Below are 15,969 nucleotides of genomic sequence, written 5' to 3' on the forward strand. Positions count from 1 at the left end.
GCGAGAAGCAGAAGTAGGGCACCGATGAAACATCCATGCCAGCTCACGCGAACGTTCGTCGATATCCGCGCACTAGCCCGGTGCTCCTCTGGTCGCCTTGATTTGGTGTTCAATCAAATGGCATTGCAGTTTTAATTCCGCCTTGATTGATGCTATATATACTGCGTTCTATAAGCGCAAAGCAGGCGAGAAATTTTCTATCCAGCGCTGTGCGGTGGCCCAAGAGTTGCGGCGTGCCTTATCAATAACTACCAGCAATGAAGATTGTCCGATGACAGACGCTATCGTGAGCGAAAAAGTCACTTATGCCTTCAAGGCCGTGCTTTTCCTGCTGGTGGGGGCCGGACTCATGATCGCTGCCATCGCCACCACCTTTAATACACTCGATTTTCTTCAAACGTCGCTCGTCGCGCCCGGACACGTCACTGAACTCAATCACGGCGGCAGTCACCCGGAAGTCGCGATTACAACCCGGAGTGGTGAACGCGTTTCGTATCCGCAGAACGGGCTGATTTTCGGGTTGAAGCCCGGTGACGAGGTGCAGGTGCGCTATCTGCCAGACAGTCCTCGAACGAGCGCCAGGGCGGATCTCGTTGGCTCAATCTGGGGATGGTCAATCGTCACCGGATTAATTGGCTTTATCGCGTTGGTTGTGGGTCTCGATTGCCTTGAAAAATCTGGTTTGATTCAGAGAAAAAATGATACCAAGAAATAGTCAGTGGATTTGCGATACGGCTGCTACAGCCAGTGTGGGCCTCGGGCCGATCCTCATGGCAGGCGGGACCATTTATCTGAAACATCCAGCCGGGCAGGGGCAGGAATTGCATTACGGATCGCCTGGGTTTGGCTTCGGTGCGATAAAGAAGATTCCGAAGGTACCCAAATTACACCTGCCTAAAACCAGATTGCTGGCCAATGACCCGGGGTGACTGGTGCGGCCTCCACATTCACGGGAGGAGGCACCCTTTACATGACCTCGGCGTTTCACGGCAAGGAATTGAGTCGTTCCGATCTGACCGGCGGAACGGTCTGCTTTGATGTCGGAGCCGGGGTCATCGCGGAAGGTGCCAGCGCTACCGTCATGCTGCTGGGAATCAATACCGCGCTGCTCGCGATGGGCATCGTCATGCCGCAATTTTGTGGCCTGAGTGTGGCGGTTCATTCAGCACCTGCGCGCTCGTCATGTACGGGTTTAACGTTGGTACCCAGACGGGGGGCATTATCAGGGGCGACCTTGAGTGCCGGGATCGGATTCGGTATTAACGTGATGATCGGTCATCTTGGTTGAACGCCCACGTCGGCGCCTCAGTTCATAGCGCAATATATAGTTGTACTGTTTGATGCGATCAGCCACCCGGAGCGGGTGGCTGATCGCATTACTTGCTGCATCAACCGCTGACCGTCCCTGCCGCCGGCATCGGCACCGCTCCAGCAGGCGGCAGACCAACCGGCGGCCCGCTATCGGGCAGGCTAAGCATCGGCATCGAACTCGGGCAGCGGAAGGTCGTCAGCAGGTCGCTCGTGAGCGGGTTGGCCAGGCTACCGGCGCTTGCGATGTCGAGGACCGCCTTGCGACCGTCGAAGTCGAATGCGACGCGCGTACGACCGGGCGTTGCCGTCTGGATCACGTGTCCGCGTTGCATCAGGCGCATCAGCGCCCACGGGCCATCTACGGAAACGGTTGACGTTTCCATGCGAATGCGTGGATTGGCCGTGATCTCCGCATGTACCCCACCGCGCGGTCCAGGCCAGTTGATCGAGAATGGCTGCAGCGGGCCGTGCTGGTAGAGCATGCTTTGCCCGTCAATGTCGATTGAAAGGCCGAGGATTGTCGGATCCAGTTCCGGCACACGCACATCAGCCTTCCACGCCAACTGCTTGCCCTGATCGCCGAAGAACACCTCGCGGATCGCCTTCGCATGCTGGAACGGTTCGAGATCCGGACCCTGAACAGGCTCGGTCGCGCCCGGCAGCGTGCGGTAGCGCCAGGGTCTTGCCGACGTGTCGACGAACGGCGCGAGGTTCTTGGTGAAGAAGTCGTCGAGCACGCCGCCCTGGGCGAACACCCGTGTGAAATCATCGATGCTCACATCACGCTTGCTGTCGGGTGCGAAGGGATAGTTGCCCTCCACGGTGAGCCGGCAGGTGTCGTTGACCACGGCCTGCATCTGGCGCGAGAGCAGCTGGCCAATGCCCTGGTTGACTTCGCGCGAGCCCTGGATCGACAGGCCGAGCAGGACTTCACGGAATGGCGCTGGCATGGTGGCGGCAGCCATCTTCAGTTTGGCGGCGGCGTCGTTCGTCGGTGGCAGGCTATTGTTGGCGATGGCGTTATCTGCCACAGTCAACGACGTATAGTAGTCGTTGAGCAGGCTCGTGATAGCGTCGAGGCCGGTCTTGCCTGCCATGGAGCCGCCCTGCGCCGCTGCGGTGTCGCTCTGCACGTCAGCGCTGCCCGTGACGCTTTCGCGCAGCGCTGCAAAGTGACTGTCGACCAGTTCGCGCTCGATACGTTCTTCGGCGCGGATGCCGAGTGCCTTGTCGACGACCTTGCCCGCTGCTTTCTGAAGGATCGACGGATCGATGTTCACCACGGCGCGCGTAAGTGTCGTCTCTCGCACAGCGGCGCGCGCGAGTCGCCCAAGGGGCGAGTCGGGTGCCGCGAACTGGCGCAGCACCTGGAGGTTGAAAGCGAGGCTCGTACCCCTGACGGTACGGATGTCGCCAAGGAAGGCGTCCCACTGCTGGGCGTACTCCGTCAGATACAGGCGACGGATGGCTTCGGTGACGGGATCGTCGGCACCGGTTGCGCCGGCGGCGAGCTCAGCCGTTTTTTTTTGAGCCTCGCCCAGATAGGAGCGCCCCATCACCCACGCATCGTCATCGCGCGCCGCGCTCGCGAACTCGCGCACCCGCTTGTCAAAGAGGTTGCGGTAGCCGTCGAAGGTGAAGAGCCCGGATACTCCGCGCGAAAGTGGCGCGCCGCTCGCACGCGTGAAGATCGTGCCGGCCTGGGGGCCGACCGCGCGCAGCAGCGTAAATTCATCCGGTGCCTCTTTGAGCATGTCCGCCTTGGCGCGCTCGTAGAGGCGCTGTGTGGCGTTGCTGCTGTCGAGCAATGCACGGGCCTGCTGGATAAGCGCGTCGTTGCGGATGAGCGGAGACTGCACGACTTCGTCGCCCGAAAAGAGCTGCTCCAGATGCGAGATCATCGACGCGCGCCCGCCAAATACCGAGGCGCTGTCAGTCCTCGCCCAGTCGTCCAGCACCCATGCCTTCACATCGCCGGCATTGAACTTCTGCCGGTCGTAGAGCATCAGGTAGACGCGCAGCGCGTCATAAGTTGCCTTGGCATCCTTGCCCGAGATTGACGCCGCCATCACGTCTTCGAGCCGGTGAACGATCTGTGGCAGCAGCAGATTGTTTTCGAGCGCACGATAGGTGTCGCGGCTTGCCTGTACGACGCCAGGCGGGGTGTACAGGCCGTAGCGCCACGCGCTGTCAGGATCGGACAGGTCGAGACCCGTGAGCGTTGGCAGATACCGGGCCTCAGCCAGCGTGTCCGGCACTGCATCGGGTTTGGGTTCGCGGTAGAGCGAGGTGACCTTCGCCGCGAGCGCCTGCGTCTTGCGCCCGATCGCGTCGAGGTAGTCGGTGTTGTGACCAAAGCTCATGCGCAGCCCGAACGCCAGCCACACGAACAGCAGCAGCGCGAGAACATGACCGAGCAGACGCAGGAACCGGAAGCGGTATTCCCAGCGCAGGTTGGGGCGCACGAGATGCGCCTCGGGAATCACGACGCGCGCGAAAAGGTCATGAAGGAAATAGCTGTGGTTGGCAATGATGCCCGACCCACCTTGCGCGGTATCTTCCCTGTCGGCGAGCGGGCGCGCCAGTCCCCGTCGCAGACGCTCGATGATCGTGAGCGGCTCCGGTGTCAGGGTTTCTCCGTGCTGCTGCGTCGCGCTGGTGAAATAGACCCCGCGCAGGGTGGCACGAAGCTGGGTGTCGTCGTAGCGTGAATCGGCAAAGAGTTCAGTGAGCAGATCGTCAAGCGGCGCACCGAGCGCGGCGAACGATTCGGCCAGCGCCGCGAGACTGCGGCGTCGCTCCGGATCGTAATCGTCTTCCAGGCGCGTGTTCACGCCGCCCGCCAGACGCGCGCTCAACTGCTCGAACTCCTGGCGGCTTTTGGCCACGAGGTCGCCGTGCGCGGTCGTGCCGCCCAGCGGAAGGGTGAAGCCCCACATCTGCCCGCGGCTTTCTTCCGTGAGCGAGCTGAAGTATTCGGCGAAGCCCGGCACGCGGTCCATCTGTGTGATCAGCAGATAGACCGGAAAGCGGATGCCAAGAACGGCGCGCAAATCTGTCAGTCGCGCACGCAGTGCTGCTGCTTCGGCGCTGCGCACACTCGCGTCGGGGTCCGAGAGCAGACCTGCGCTGACGGCGAGCAGTGCGCCATTGATCGGGGCGCGCGGACGCTGGCGTCGCAGCAGGGAGAGAAAGCCCTGCCATTCGTCTTCATCGATAAGCACACGCTGTGCCGCGTCTTCACCGAAGTCCGTGATGGTTTTGGCAATATCGGTTTTCTCGCCAAGCTTGTCACCGTCTTTTTCACTGCCCGATTGAGTGCGGGCGAGCGCGACTTGCGCCGGCAGCGACTGCGTCGAGGTGCCGTGCAGTGTGTAGTAACCGGCCGTATCGATCAAAACCGCGTCATTGGTCAGCCACCAGTCTACCTGACGGGTGTGGCCAGGGCTGCCCCCTGGGCGCGGTGCGGGCGCCCCTACGGGAAAGTGCAGCCCGGCATTGAGCAGGGCGCTGGTTTTGCCAGAAGCGGTCGCGCCCAGCGCGATGTACCAGGGCACTTCGTAGAGATAGCGCGTGCCCTGAAACAGCCGCCCGACGCCGCGTGCGCCTGTGCGCATCGCCTTGAGCCGAACCATGACGCTACCTGCGACGTTCTCGACTTCGCGAATGCGCCCGGCCGCCGGCGATTCCTCTTTCTTCTGGCCGAATGCCAGCGCCTTGCGCAGAAAGTCGTCATCGCGGCGCATGCGCTGCCAGAGCCGGTACAGGCCCCAGATCGCGAACAGGGCTACGACGACCACGATCGCGGTGATACGCGAGGCCACCGACGCAAATGGCTCGATCTGGCCGAAGGTGAGCAGTGGGGCGGCATGCCAGATCAGCAGACACAGCAGCGCGCCGAGCACGATACCGGCTGACCAGCCCAGCAGCCAGAGCAGTACGGCCGCAAACAGCAAGGCGATGATGAGCACGCGCATGCCGACAGTGGCCAGGGGCTTGAGGCCGCCAAAGGCGACGTAGGGACCGAAGGACCAAATCCCCACCGCCACGAGTATCAGGACGAAAAACGCGAGGAACCAGCGCGACGTGAGAAAGGACAGAAACGAAGACAGCTTCTTCATGTGAACCTTGAATTCCGGTTGGCCGTGACAGACCTGGCGTCAGGGCGTGACAGTGATTTCGACGCGACGGTTCTGCGCCCGTCCCTGCACGGTGGCGTTGTCTCCCACCGGATCCGATTCACCCTTGCCGATTGCCTCCAGACGGCCTGCCTGCACGCCGCTTGCCTGCAGCATCTGCATCACCTGCGTGGCGCGCTCTTCGGATAGAGCGTCGTTGGAGGCAAACTGGCGGCTGCGGATCGGCACGTTGTCCGTGTAGCCAGTCACGCTCACCTTGCCCGGTACCTTAATGATCTCGTTGGCTATCTTCGCGATGAGCGGTCCCATCGACGCATTGACGCTCACGCCACCAGGTGCAAACATCGCGTCGCCCCGAAAGGTCACCGAGCTGTGCTGCGAATCTTCGTCGACGCTCACCGTGCCCGCTGCGATCTCGGCCTTGAGCAGTTCCTTCAGGTGCGGCAGGCGCGGTGCTGGTGGGGGCGTCAGACGGCCAATATCGATGATCTGCTTCTCGACCTGCTCACTGTGATTGAGCAGGTGGTACTTGAACCAGCCAAATAACGCGAGCAGGATTGCCCCGAGCACGACGAAGGTGATCCAGACCGGGAAGTCATAGAAGGACAGGCGGTTGCCACGGGCGTCGGACTGTACGTGCGGGGAAAGGGCAATCGGCACGATGCCGCGCGCGGCCTGCAATTCGTTATAGATGCGCTGCCGTACACCGTCATGCTTGCGCTGGCCATCGGCTTCGTGACGGTAGCGGCCCATGAAGCCCAGACTCAGGATGCGATAGATCACTTCAAGCAGATCGAGGTGTTCGCGCGGCTCATGCATCAACCGGCCGATGAGCAGATACACCTTGTCGCCGCCCTGACGGTCCTCATGAAATTCCGTCGCGAGGCCCTTGCGCATCCATTCGACACCGCTCTCGCGCCGACCCCATGTGGTCTGCGTCGCGGCATCGTCGAGCGCCGTGCACAGGCAGTAGCGCGCCCCAATCATGTGGTCCCGCCGGATGTTGGTCAGCTCGCACAGACGCTGGAAGACGCGCACCTCCTGCTTGAGCAGCAGGTGCAACTGGTTGATGGCGACCTGATCGAGTTCGCGTGGCATGTCGGCGAGTGCGCGAAGCAGAGGGCGCGCGGCTTCCAGCAGCGGATTGGCGGCTTTCTCGATGGCCTGCATGCGCGCGGCCTGGGGTTCGCCCGCCGGAATGCCAGGCAGCAGCGAGACGGGCAGGTCGGTATTCTGGGTGCCAGATTGCGCGCGAGCGGAATCTCCCGGGTCTTGCGGCATAAAGCCGGTGCCGAACGACGGCATGCCCCTGTCTGGATTCACGATGGTCCCCTGGTGTGGTGTGAAAGGCGGCGCCGTATTCGCGCGCGCCAGATGAGATTTATGTCGTGGTGGGCTGCGTTATCCGCGAATGCCCCACAGTTCGAGCTTCAGCCCGGGGAAGTCGCCCGCCACGTGCAGCGCGATGCCGCCGTACTCCGCGACGGTGTCCCACAGTGGGCCAGTGCGCTCCAGTTCGTAGTAGATGTAGCCCGCGTTGAACGGGATCTGGCGCGGTGGGACCGGCATCGTGCGCAAGCCGATGCCAGGCAGGTGCGAGCGCACGAGATCGGGGAGTTGCTCGGACGGCCCCATCTTGGACTGGGTGGCGAAGGCCTGCGCCAGTGTGTCGGGCGGCATCTGCGCGGCAACGGCCAGCACGACCGAGCTGAAGCTCCGCATTTCCGTTGGATCGACCACGGCGTTGCGCATGCCATACCCCGCATCCTTGAGCGGAATACTCTGTGCGCTGCGTACGAGCACGGCATTGAGGAGCGCGTGCGTGTCGTCGACCACGGGTTTCAAACACAAATGTGGCTCGATATGCTGGTAGGCAGGATGAGAGTCGAGCGGGCGGCGCGTGGACGGCCGCACGTAGGTTGACAGCTCGCCGGCCATGCTGATGAGCAGTGCGTACAACTCTGCGGGCGACGTGGTCGGAACGCGTCGCAGATGTTGCAGCAGTGGTTCGTAACGGTTGAGTGTCTGCAGAAGCAGATAGTCGGAGACTTCGGCGACCGACCCGGCCTTGCCGTCGCTGCCGGTCAGGCGGGTGGCGAGCGCTTCAGCGCGCAGGCGCGTGAGATCATGGATCCTGGCGAGCCACCCCGAAATTAGCGTGCTTGCGCCATAGCCCGATACGGGCGGCACGAGCGTATCGTCGATCTCGATGCTGCCGTCGGCGCGCAGGCTCTTGACCTTCGTAAGCGGCAGACCGATCCATGCGTCGGTCATCTCTTTCTGGGGGACGAGGCGCAGGCGCAGATTGCAAAGCTGAACTGCGCGCGAGCCCTGACCGATCGAGTTCGTATCGCGCAGTTCCGTGTCGAATACCGCATAACGCGCGAGTGTGTCCGCCGCGCCATCGAATGTGGTTTCTTCGCCATTCGGCACACGGATCGGCACAGCAAGATAAATCACCTGCTCGAGATGCTCGGCACGTACGGTCAATGGCGTGGGCGGCGGCGTGTTGCCCGGCGCGTCGAACGGGGTGCCGTCGGCAAACACACCGCTGGCCGACTTCAGGATCACCTTGCCGAGCGCCAGCGCTTCGCTGTCGATGGTGTAATGGGAAAAGCCGAAAAAAAAGGGCGACAGGGGTGTGGTGCGCTTGTGAGTGAAGTATTCGAGATAGCGCTCCTGCTGCTGGAAAAGCTGCGGGCGCAGGAACAGTCCTTCACTCCAGGTGACCTTGTTGTACCAACTCATGGTGTTCGTCCGTTATTTCCTGCTCTGCGGTTGTTCGTCGGTGATCTTGATAGCGTTGGTATCAAGCCGGATGGTCAGCTTTACTTTCTGGCCCCACCGGTACCAGGCTTGCGGCGGCGCCGACGGCAGCGTCCAGGTCGCGCGCCAGACGGAATTGGGCAGGTCGCGGTAGGCGGCGAGCACCCCTAGCGTGGTGGTTGCCTGATCGGCAATGCGCTGGATGGTTTTGCTCTCACCTGGCCGAAGCTGGAACTGGTCGCGTACGACGAGATCGTCGTTCAGTACGCTCTTGTCCTTGTCCTGCAGCGAGAAGAAGTCACTCGCGTTGAATGCGTCAACGTTCTTCAGTTCGTAGACGCGCACAATGATTGGCGCGGCGCGCTTCTCGTCGTCCGGATTGACATTCGAGGCCGCCTCGACATGAAGATCGAGTTTGATCGGTTCGTGGACAACCTTGGTGCCAGTGTTGCTAACGCACGCGGCCTGAAGCAGCGCGCAGCCCAACACAAGGACGGATAGAAATGGACGCATCGGCGAACCGCTGAAAGAGACTGCCCCGAGGAACGAACCACGAGGCAGACAGGCAAAAAAGCCCGGATCGAGAGCCGGGCGCGAGACTTACGAAGCTCAGGCTTCCTTGTTGAGCTTGATGTCGTAGCCGGCGGTTACCGCGCCACCGCTGCCGCCTTGCGCGTTCTGCACAACGTATTCCTGCTTGACCTTCGAGAAGGACAGGCGGACCTGCTCGGTAATGCCGTTGTCGCTATTGCTGCCCGACGGAAAGACCTGCGTGACGATCACGTCGCTCATGGTGAGCTTGAGATACTCGAGCGGGTTGCCGCCTGCCTTGCGCACCGTCAGGACGGCCTGATCGATGTGCTTGCCGGTCAGGCAGTACTTCATGAGGTTCGGGCTTGCGCGATCCACTTGATGCACGAACGTCAGATCGTCGACGGTTGCCTTGCCTGCGCCACCACCCGAACCCATGTGCATGTTCGACTGCTGCGAAATGTGCCAGCCCCAGCTCGTGACCTCGATCTCGCTCTGGTGCGCTGCGTCCTTCGCTTCGCCGTCGATGCCGTTAATCTTGATGAAGATATCCTGCGCCATTTTTGACTCCTTGTTGTAGAAAGTTCTACCTTCACTTACGGACTGAAGTTCCGTAACCTGCCTTTGCTGCTTCCCTGTTTTCCTGCGCCAAAGCCTGACGCAGACTGCGCGTATCGTTCGGACTGCTGATGTCGTCGATTCGCCACTGACCGGACTGCCACAGGAGATTCAACTTCACACGTTGCTGCTCGCCGTTGTTGAGAAACGAAGCGTTTGCGTCGGCGCGGGTTTTGGTGCGCATGTGTACGTCGACATGCATGTCCTTGACGTCATGGTCCTGGCACTGACAGACCGGATCCATGCCGAGGTAACCGGCTTCGCCACGCAGAAGTCGCTGGTTCTTTCTGACGAGTGCGGCAAGCGACGACGATGTCACTGCATCGCGACCTTTTCCGGACAGATTGACCGTGCTTCCATCGGCGCTGTAGCTGGCATAGACTTTCTCGACGAAAGCCTGAGCGGAAGCGGCGGTTTGTGCGAAAACCGTCGGCGCGAGTGCGCACATGCTGATGAACAGTGCGATCCGGACAAGGTGCGCTCGCATCATTCAGCCCCCTGCGAGCGATAGATCTTGAAAGGAGGCTTGTTGGACCGGTAGCCCGGACCGCCCCACATGTCGATCTGCCGGAAATCGGAGACCCACTGGTGGCCGTTGTACATGGCGATGTGGCCAGCGATGTTTCCACCCGGGTAGGGCTGAATCACCACGATATCGCCCTTCTGGGGTGAGCTCGGCGCCCCACCGGTAACCTCGGTGAAGTTCTGGGCCAACAGCAACGGACCATAATTCTTCGCGAAATTGCGCGCGGCCACCGGGGGGATATCGACGCCGCCCGCCTGCAATGCGAGCCGGACATTCTCCGCGCACTTGCTCTGGGAAGCGGCATGCGCGTGAGCATTCAACCATGCGATTGAAGCGGTGAGATTCAGATTACTCATCCTTGATTCCTAGTGGAGTAATGCAGTGGTATCGCGCGCGCCGCAGAACATGTCCGGGGCCCGCGCAATACGGTGTCAAACTCGCTGTGTGTCAGCCTGGTCCGGATATCAGGCTGCGTCCTTGACGGACGGCAGACGTGCGACGAGTCGCAGCGAAACCGTCAGGCCCTCGAGCTGGAAGTGCGGGCGCAGGAAGAACTTCGCCGCGTAGTAGCCCGGATTGCCTTCGACGTCCTCGACCACCACTTCGGCCGCGGCGAGCGGGCGGCGCGCCTTGGTTTCCTGCGACGAGTTCGCGGGGTCCGCGTCGACGTAGTTCATGATCCATTCGTTGAGCCAGCGCTGCATGTCCTCGCGCTCGCGGAAGGTGCCGATCTTGTCGCGCACGATGCACTTGAGGTAATGCGCAAAGCGCGAGCAGGCGAAGAGGTACGGCAGGCGCGCCGAGAGGGCAGCGTTGGCCGTGGCGTCGGGGTCGGCATACTCGGCCGGTTTCTGCATCGACTGTGCGCCGATGAACGTGGCGTTGTCAGTGTTCTTGCGATGCACGAGCGGGATGAAGCCGTTCTTCGAGAGTTCCGCTTCACGGCGATCGGAGATCGCGATTTCGGTGGGACACTTCATGTCCACGCCGCCGTCGTCGGTCGGGAACGTATGGCAGGGCAGGTTGTCGACCGTGCCGCCCGATTCGACGCCGCGGATCAGCGAGCACCAGCCATACAGCTTGAAGCTGCGGTTGATGTTCACGGCCATCGCGTAGGCGGCGTTGGCCCACGCGTAGTTGCGATGGTCCGAACCGTCGGTGTCTTCCTCGAAGTCGAACTCGTCGACCGGGTTGGTCGACACGCCGTAGGGCAGACGCGAGAGGAAGCGGGGCATCGCCAGACCGATGTAGCGCGCGTCTTCCGTATTGCGCAGCGAGTTCCACGGCGCGTACTCGAGATTCTGCGAGAAGATCTTCGTGAGGTCGCGCGGGTTCGCGAGTTCCTGCCACGATTCCATCTGCAGCACCGAGGGCGATGCACCGGAAATAAATGGCATATGTGCGGCGGCGGCGATCTTGGCGATCGAACCGAGCAGATCGACGTCGGGCGGCGTATGGTCGAAATAGTAGTCTGCCACGAGGCAGCCATACGGCTCGCCGCCGAGCTGACCGTAGCCTTCTTCGTAGATCTGCTTGAAGAACGGGCTTTGATCCCATGCCAGGCCCTTGTGGCGTTTCATCGTGCGACGCAGATCGTCCTTCGAGACGTCCATGAAGCGGATCTTCAGATGCTCGTCGGTCTCTGTGTTCGAAACGAGGTGATGCAGCCCGCGCCACCTCGATTCGAGTTTCTGGAAATCGTCGTGGTGGATGATCAGGTTCGTCTGCGCGGACAGCTTGCGGTCGATTTCCGCGATGATGGCTTCGATGCTCTTGTAGGCATCGTCGCTGATCGTGACGGACTGACGCAGTGCCTGCTCGGCAAGCGTCTGAACGGCGAGTTCGACGGCGCTGCGCGCCGTCTCGGTCTTGGGGCGGAATTCCTGCGCGAGCAGCTGCGAGAAGTCGCTCTGGGTCTGTACCGCGCCGCCGGCGTTCTTGCCGGAAGTGTTAGCCTGCTGGGTTTGCATGGAGTACCTTTTCAGTCTGGATGCGAAGGGTTCAAGCAGGTGTGGGCAGATGCGTGCCTTACCTCACACCGGCCGCGCTCAGTTCAGCTCGCCGGCAGCGGGCGCGTCCGGGTCACTCGTCGGCGCCTGCGGCTTCGGAGCGGCCGCGAGCGACTTGAGCAGTGCAGGATCGGCCAGCACCTTGTTGATGAGCGATTCCGCACCGGACTTGCCGTCCATATAGGTTTGCAGGTTGGCGAGCTGCGTGCGCGCGTCGAGCAACTGACGCAGCGAGTCGACCTTGCCGGCGACGGCGGCGGGCGAGAAGTCTTCGATGCTCTCGAAGGTCATGTCGACCATGAGCTGGCCTTCGCCCGTGAGCGTGTTGGGTACGGAGAACGCGACACGCGGCTTGATGGCCTTCATGCGCTCGTCGAAATTGTCGATGTCGATATCCAGGAACGTGCGATCGGCGACAGGGGGCAGCGGCTCGACCGGTTTGCCCGACAGATCGGCGAGCACGCCCATCACGAACGGCAGTTCGACCTTCTTCTCGGATCCGTAGATTTCGACGTCGTATTCAATCTGCACGCGCGGCGGGCGGTTGCGCGCGAGAAATTTCTGGGAGCTGTTCGACTCGGACATGCATGACTCCGTGAGAGTGTTGGGAAAGCGACGGTTCTTCAGTCGGCCGGGCCGACGGGTGCGACAGGAACGGCGGGAGAGCGATCGGTTGACGCATCACTCGTGTGGCGCTGCCCAAAAACAAATGCGTCTGCGGGCGCTGCCTGCGCGTCGGCGATCGCGACATGCACACCTGCTGGGGTGCACTTCGCAGTCAGTGCGTCGAGCCAGAGCGACGCGAGACGCGGCAGGATGTGTTGCTCGATAAAGCCGATCAGTACGCGAGCGCCCGTCTCCTGCACGAGGCAGTGCGCCACGACGTATTCCACGACCGCATCGTCATAGGTGAGCGTGATACCGTGAACGTCGGCCATACGACGCACCACGCGCTCGAGATGCAGCCGTACGATGCTCGCGAGTGAATCGTGGGCAAGCGGGCGGTAGGGCACGATCGTGACGCGTCCGAGAAACGCGGCCGGAAAGGTCTTGAGCAGTTCAGGCGCCAGCGCGTGGCGCAGCTGTTCCTGATCCGGCGCGAGCGAGGCATCGGCACACAGACTGGCGGTGAGCTCCGACGCTGCATTGCTGGTAAGCAGGATCGTCGTATTGCGAAAATCGATGTAGCGACCGTCGCCGTCTTCCATGTACCCCTTGTCGAAAACCTGGAAGAACATCTCGTGCACGTCGTGGTGCGCCTTCTCGATCTCGTCGAGCAGAACTACCGAATACGGTCGACGGCGGACCGCCTCGGTGAGCACGCCGCCTTCGCCATAGCCGACGTAACCCGGCGGCGCGCCCTTGAGCCCGGAGACGGTGTGGGCCTCCTGGTACTCGCTCATGTTGATCACGATGGTGTTCTGCTCGCCGCCGTAGAGCGCTTCGGCCACAGCAAGCGCGGTCTCGGTCTTGCCGACGCCGGACGGCCCGGCGAGGAGGAAGACACCCAGCGGCTTCTTCGGATCGCTCAGGCCGGCGCGCGCGGTCTGCACCCGCTCGGCAATCTGGCGCAGCGCCTGCGTCTGACCGATCACGCGGGCCTGCAGCATGTCCGGAAGATTGCGCACGGTGGCCAGTTCATCGGTCACCATCCGGCCGACCGGAATGCCCGTCCAGTCCGAGACGATTTCCGCGACAATTGCTTCGTCCACTTCGGGGAACACGAGCGGGAGTTCACCCTGCAGATCGCGCAGGGTGCTTTTGAGCGCCTGGAGGGTTTCGCGCGAGGGCGGAGCCTCAGGCGCCGGCACCTCGTGAATCGTTCCGGCGCCCGACGCAATGGCCGAAGCGTCGATCGCGCCGCCGTGGGCAAGCACTGCGCCGCGGGCATCGACCAGAGCCTGCGCCGCCGCGCGCTGTGCGTGCCATCTCGCAGCGATGGCCGCTTCCTCGAGCGCAAGCGTATCAATTCGCGCCTGGATGCCCACCACGGCCGCCCCGGCGTCGAGCCCGATGCGTGCCTCCTGCGAGAGCAGATCCATTTCAACCTGCGCGGCTCTCAGGCGCTGACGCACATGGTCGAGCTCGCGCGGTACGGCGTGCTGGGAGAGCGCCACGCGCGCGCAAGCCGTGTCAAGCAGGCTGATTGCCTTGTCGGGGAGTTGGCGCGATGGAATGTAGCGATGCGAGAACAGGACCGCTGCGCGGATGGCTTCATCGCGCACGACGACGCCGTGATGGGAGGCAAACGCACCTGCGAGCGAGCGCACCATGTCGATGGCTGCAGCCTCCTGTGGCTCGGCCACCTGAAGCACCTGAAAGCGGCGCGTGAGTGCCGGGTCTTTCTCGATATGGCGCTTGTACTCGGACCACGTTGTCGCCCCGATCATGCGAATCCCGCCGCGCGCAAGGGCGGGCTTGAGCAAGTTCGCCGCGTCGCCGGTGCCAGCCTGACCGCCTGCACCCACAAGCGTGTGGAATTCGTCGACAAACAGAATGATGGGCGCGGGCGACTTGATAGCCGCCTCAATGACGCCTTTCAGGCGCGACTCGAATTCGCCCTTCATGCTCGCGCCTGCGAGCAGGGCACCAACATCTAGCGTCATGAGCCGCACGCTACTGAGTGCAGGGGGCACGTTGCCGTTTGCGATGGCAAGCGCAAGTCCCTCGACGACGGCTGTCTTGCCCACGCCGGCTTCACCGGTCAACAGGGGATTGTTCTGCCTGCGCCGCAACAGAATGTCGATGAGTGTGTGGTTTTCTGTTTCGCGACCGGTAACGGGATCGATCTCACCGGCACGCGCGCGCGCCGTGAGGTCGGAGCAATATTGCTCAAGAGGATTTGTCTTGCCTGAAGCGGAAATCGCCTGTGACGCTTCGCCGGGTGCGGCGCTGCCAAAGGCCTGATCGAGCGTTACGCTGTCGGCCGCCTCGGGCGAGTCGATCACCCAGGTACGAAACGTCTCCCCCGGATTGTCCGCGGGCAGACGGTTGAATTGCGGGGAGATCGAGGTGAGATGCCGGCGCAGTTCGGGGGAGCCGGCAAGTGCTGCAAATAGCCAGGCACCGCGAATGCGTTGCTCGTTGAACTCAAGCGTGGCAAGCACCCATGCGCGCTCGACCGCGGCCTCGATCAGGGTAGACAGATCGATGGTGCTGGCACCGGCAGGCAGGACGGCAAGCATGCGTGCGATGTCGCGTTCAAGCGCATCGCGCTCGATGCCGGCGTGGCGCACGATGCGATGCAGGTCGCTGTCAGGCAGCTGCAGCAGCTGATGCACCCAGTGGACGAGCTCCACGTACGGATTGCCTCGCAGCTTGCCGAACGAGGTGGCGGATTCGATGCTGCGAAAGAGGGTGGCCCCGAGCTTGCCGAATAACGCCTGGCGGGAAATCGTCATGAATTGTTCGCAAAAAAGACCTGACCGAGCTGCGCCCCTGTCAGGTCGTCCCCGTTTGCTTCACCGATATCGGACTACGATACGTAGGAGCCGGTGAAGCTCTTATCGATCCAGAAATGATTCGGAATGCGGGAGTGATGGAATTTAATATCCCGCATTCGTATTTAAATTATCATCTTCCTGACTTCAGTCGTTTTCATTATTGGCACGCGAACTCTGCGTCGTCAATGATGTAAAGATATTTTGATTTGCTGTGGAGCAATGTGAAGTGATCCGCGTGGATAGTATTCGCAAATCTCAATATTCAAGAATCCATCGCTTAATTTTCTATATCCAGCAAGCGATAAAAAACAACTGAATAGTAGTGATTGGTGAGTGAGAGTCGATGATGTTAAATTTGGGGTGAAAAGATTCCGACGTTTGTCAGAATTGCGTGGCTGGCATGTAGGAAATATGTGATTTTCTTGTTAATAATTATTCGGCCAGCTAGGAAATCACGAAAACCTTGTCGAAAATATATAGCCAGATACTGGTGGCCCATGTCCTAATCGAGTTTCTCGGGGACGCTGTACACCGATTCAATGCCGTCGAGATCTTATCTGTCCATTACACGTACACATCCACTACTCATGCGACTATCCAGCCTGTTTCGCAGGAGCAAGACTGCC

12 protein-coding genes are annotated in these 15,969 nt (G+C 61.5%); 2 read left to right on the forward strand and 10 right to left on the reverse strand.

Annotated elements, in window-relative coordinates; genetic code table 11:
- Positions 1–271 precede the first annotated feature (271 nt).
- Positions 272–715 (forward strand): DUF3592 domain-containing protein, encoded by a 444-nt coding sequence (locus BMY06_RS13600; protein WP_074983663.1) that lies wholly within the window; start codon positions 272–274, stop codon positions 713–715.
- Positions 716–970: 255 nt separating this feature from the next.
- Positions 971–1,288: a hypothetical protein gene (locus tag BMY06_RS38675; protein WP_124263126.1), complete on the forward strand. Its 318-nt coding sequence runs from the start codon at positions 971–973 to the stop codon at positions 1,286–1,288.
- Between the two features lie 100 nt (positions 1,289–1,388).
- Here BMY06_RS38675 and tssM read toward each other — a convergent pair whose 3' ends face one another.
- The 10 genes from tssM to tssH all read right to left on the reverse strand — a co-directional run bounded on the left by tssM (position 1,389) and on the right by tssH (position 15,301).
- Positions 1,389–5,432 (reverse strand): type VI secretion system membrane subunit TssM, encoded by a 4,044-nt coding sequence (tssM, locus tag BMY06_RS13605; protein ID WP_074983664.1) that lies wholly within the window; start codon positions 5,430–5,432, stop codon positions 1,389–1,391.
- A gap of 39 nt (positions 5,433–5,471) precedes the next feature.
- Positions 5,472–6,755 (reverse strand): type VI secretion system protein TssL, long form, encoded by a 1,284-nt coding sequence (gene tssL / locus BMY06_RS13610; protein WP_244144372.1) that lies wholly within the window; start codon positions 6,753–6,755, stop codon positions 5,472–5,474.
- 96 nt (positions 6,756–6,851) lie between these two features.
- Entirely contained in the window at positions 6,852–8,198 is a 1,347-nt protein-coding gene (gene tssK / locus BMY06_RS13615; protein ID WP_074983666.1) for a type VI secretion system baseplate subunit TssK, read from the reverse strand.
- A gap of 12 nt (positions 8,199–8,210) precedes the next feature.
- The gene (gene tssJ / locus BMY06_RS13620; protein ID WP_074983667.1) at positions 8,211–8,729 is read right to left on the reverse strand and encodes a type VI secretion system lipoprotein TssJ; all 519 of its coding nucleotides are present in this window, start codon (positions 8,727–8,729) and stop codon (positions 8,211–8,213) included.
- A gap of 96 nt (positions 8,730–8,825) precedes the next feature.
- Positions 8,826–9,308, reverse strand: coding sequence for an Hcp family type VI secretion system effector (locus tag BMY06_RS13625; protein WP_074983669.1), 483 nt, complete (start codon positions 9,306–9,308; stop codon positions 8,826–8,828).
- A gap of 31 nt (positions 9,309–9,339) precedes the next feature.
- Entirely contained in the window at positions 9,340–9,855 is a 516-nt protein-coding gene (locus BMY06_RS13630) for a DUF3828 domain-containing protein (protein ID WP_074983671.1), read from the reverse strand.
- A complete protein-coding gene (locus BMY06_RS13635) occupies positions 9,852–10,247 on the reverse strand; it encodes a hypothetical protein (RefSeq protein WP_074983673.1) in 396 nt (131 codons plus the stop codon). Before BMY06_RS13635 ends, BMY06_RS13630 begins: the two co-directional genes overlap by 4 nt.
- A gap of 108 nt (positions 10,248–10,355) precedes the next feature.
- Entirely contained in the window at positions 10,356–11,861 is a 1,506-nt protein-coding gene (gene tssC / locus BMY06_RS13640; protein WP_074983674.1) for a type VI secretion system contractile sheath large subunit, read from the reverse strand.
- Positions 11,862–11,939: 78 nt separating this feature from the next.
- The gene (gene tssB / locus BMY06_RS13645) at positions 11,940–12,485 is read right to left on the reverse strand and encodes a type VI secretion system contractile sheath small subunit (RefSeq protein WP_074983676.1); all 546 of its coding nucleotides are present in this window, start codon (positions 12,483–12,485) and stop codon (positions 11,940–11,942) included.
- 38 nt (positions 12,486–12,523) lie between these two features.
- Entirely contained in the window at positions 12,524–15,301 is a 2,778-nt protein-coding gene (gene tssH, locus BMY06_RS13650; protein ID WP_074983678.1) for a type VI secretion system ATPase TssH, read from the reverse strand.
- Positions 15,302–15,969: the final 668 nt, after the last annotated feature.

This window comes from Paraburkholderia tropica, from assembly GCF_900109265.1.
GTDB lineage: Bacteria > Pseudomonadota > Gammaproteobacteria > Burkholderiales > Burkholderiaceae > Paraburkholderia > Paraburkholderia tropica.

What these genes read in the sequence shown, in the direction of transcription:
- BMY06_RS13600 (WP_074983663.1), top strand. Translation starts at nt 272, where the DNA reads ATGACAGACGCTATCGTGAGCGAAAAAGTCACTTATGCCTTCAAGGCC.
- BMY06_RS38675 (WP_124263126.1), top strand. Translation starts at nt 971, where the DNA reads ATGACCTCGGCGTTTCACGGCAAGGAATTGAGTCGTTCCGATCTGACC.
- tssM (WP_074983664.1), bottom strand. Translation starts at nt 5,432, where the DNA reads ATGAAGAAGCTGTCTTCGTTTCTGTCCTTTCTCACGTCGCGCTGGTTC.
- tssL (WP_244144372.1), bottom strand. Translation starts at nt 6,755, where the DNA reads ATGCCGTCGTTCGGCACCGGCTTTATGCCGCAAGACCCGGGAGATTCC.
- tssK (WP_074983666.1), bottom strand. Translation starts at nt 8,198, where the DNA reads ATGAGTTGGTACAACAAGGTCACCTGGAGTGAAGGACTGTTCCTGCGC.
- tssJ (WP_074983667.1), bottom strand. Translation starts at nt 8,729, where the DNA reads ATGCGTCCATTTCTATCCGTCCTTGTGTTGGGCTGCGCGCTGCTTCAG.
- BMY06_RS13625 (WP_074983669.1), bottom strand. Translation starts at nt 9,308, where the DNA reads ATGGCGCAGGATATCTTCATCAAGATTAACGGCATCGACGGCGAAGCG.
- BMY06_RS13630 (WP_074983671.1), bottom strand. Translation starts at nt 9,855, where the DNA reads ATGATGCGAGCGCACCTTGTCCGGATCGCACTGTTCATCAGCATGTGC.
- BMY06_RS13635 (WP_074983673.1), bottom strand. Translation starts at nt 10,247, where the DNA reads ATGAGTAATCTGAATCTCACCGCTTCAATCGCATGGTTGAATGCTCAC.
- tssC (WP_074983674.1), bottom strand. Translation starts at nt 11,861, where the DNA reads ATGCAAACCCAGCAGGCTAACACTTCCGGCAAGAACGCCGGCGGCGCG.
- tssB (WP_074983676.1), bottom strand. Translation starts at nt 12,485, where the DNA reads ATGTCCGAGTCGAACAGCTCCCAGAAATTTCTCGCGCGCAACCGCCCG.
- tssH (WP_074983678.1), bottom strand. Translation starts at nt 15,301, where the DNA reads ATGACGATTTCCCGCCAGGCGTTATTCGGCAAGCTCGGGGCCACCCTC.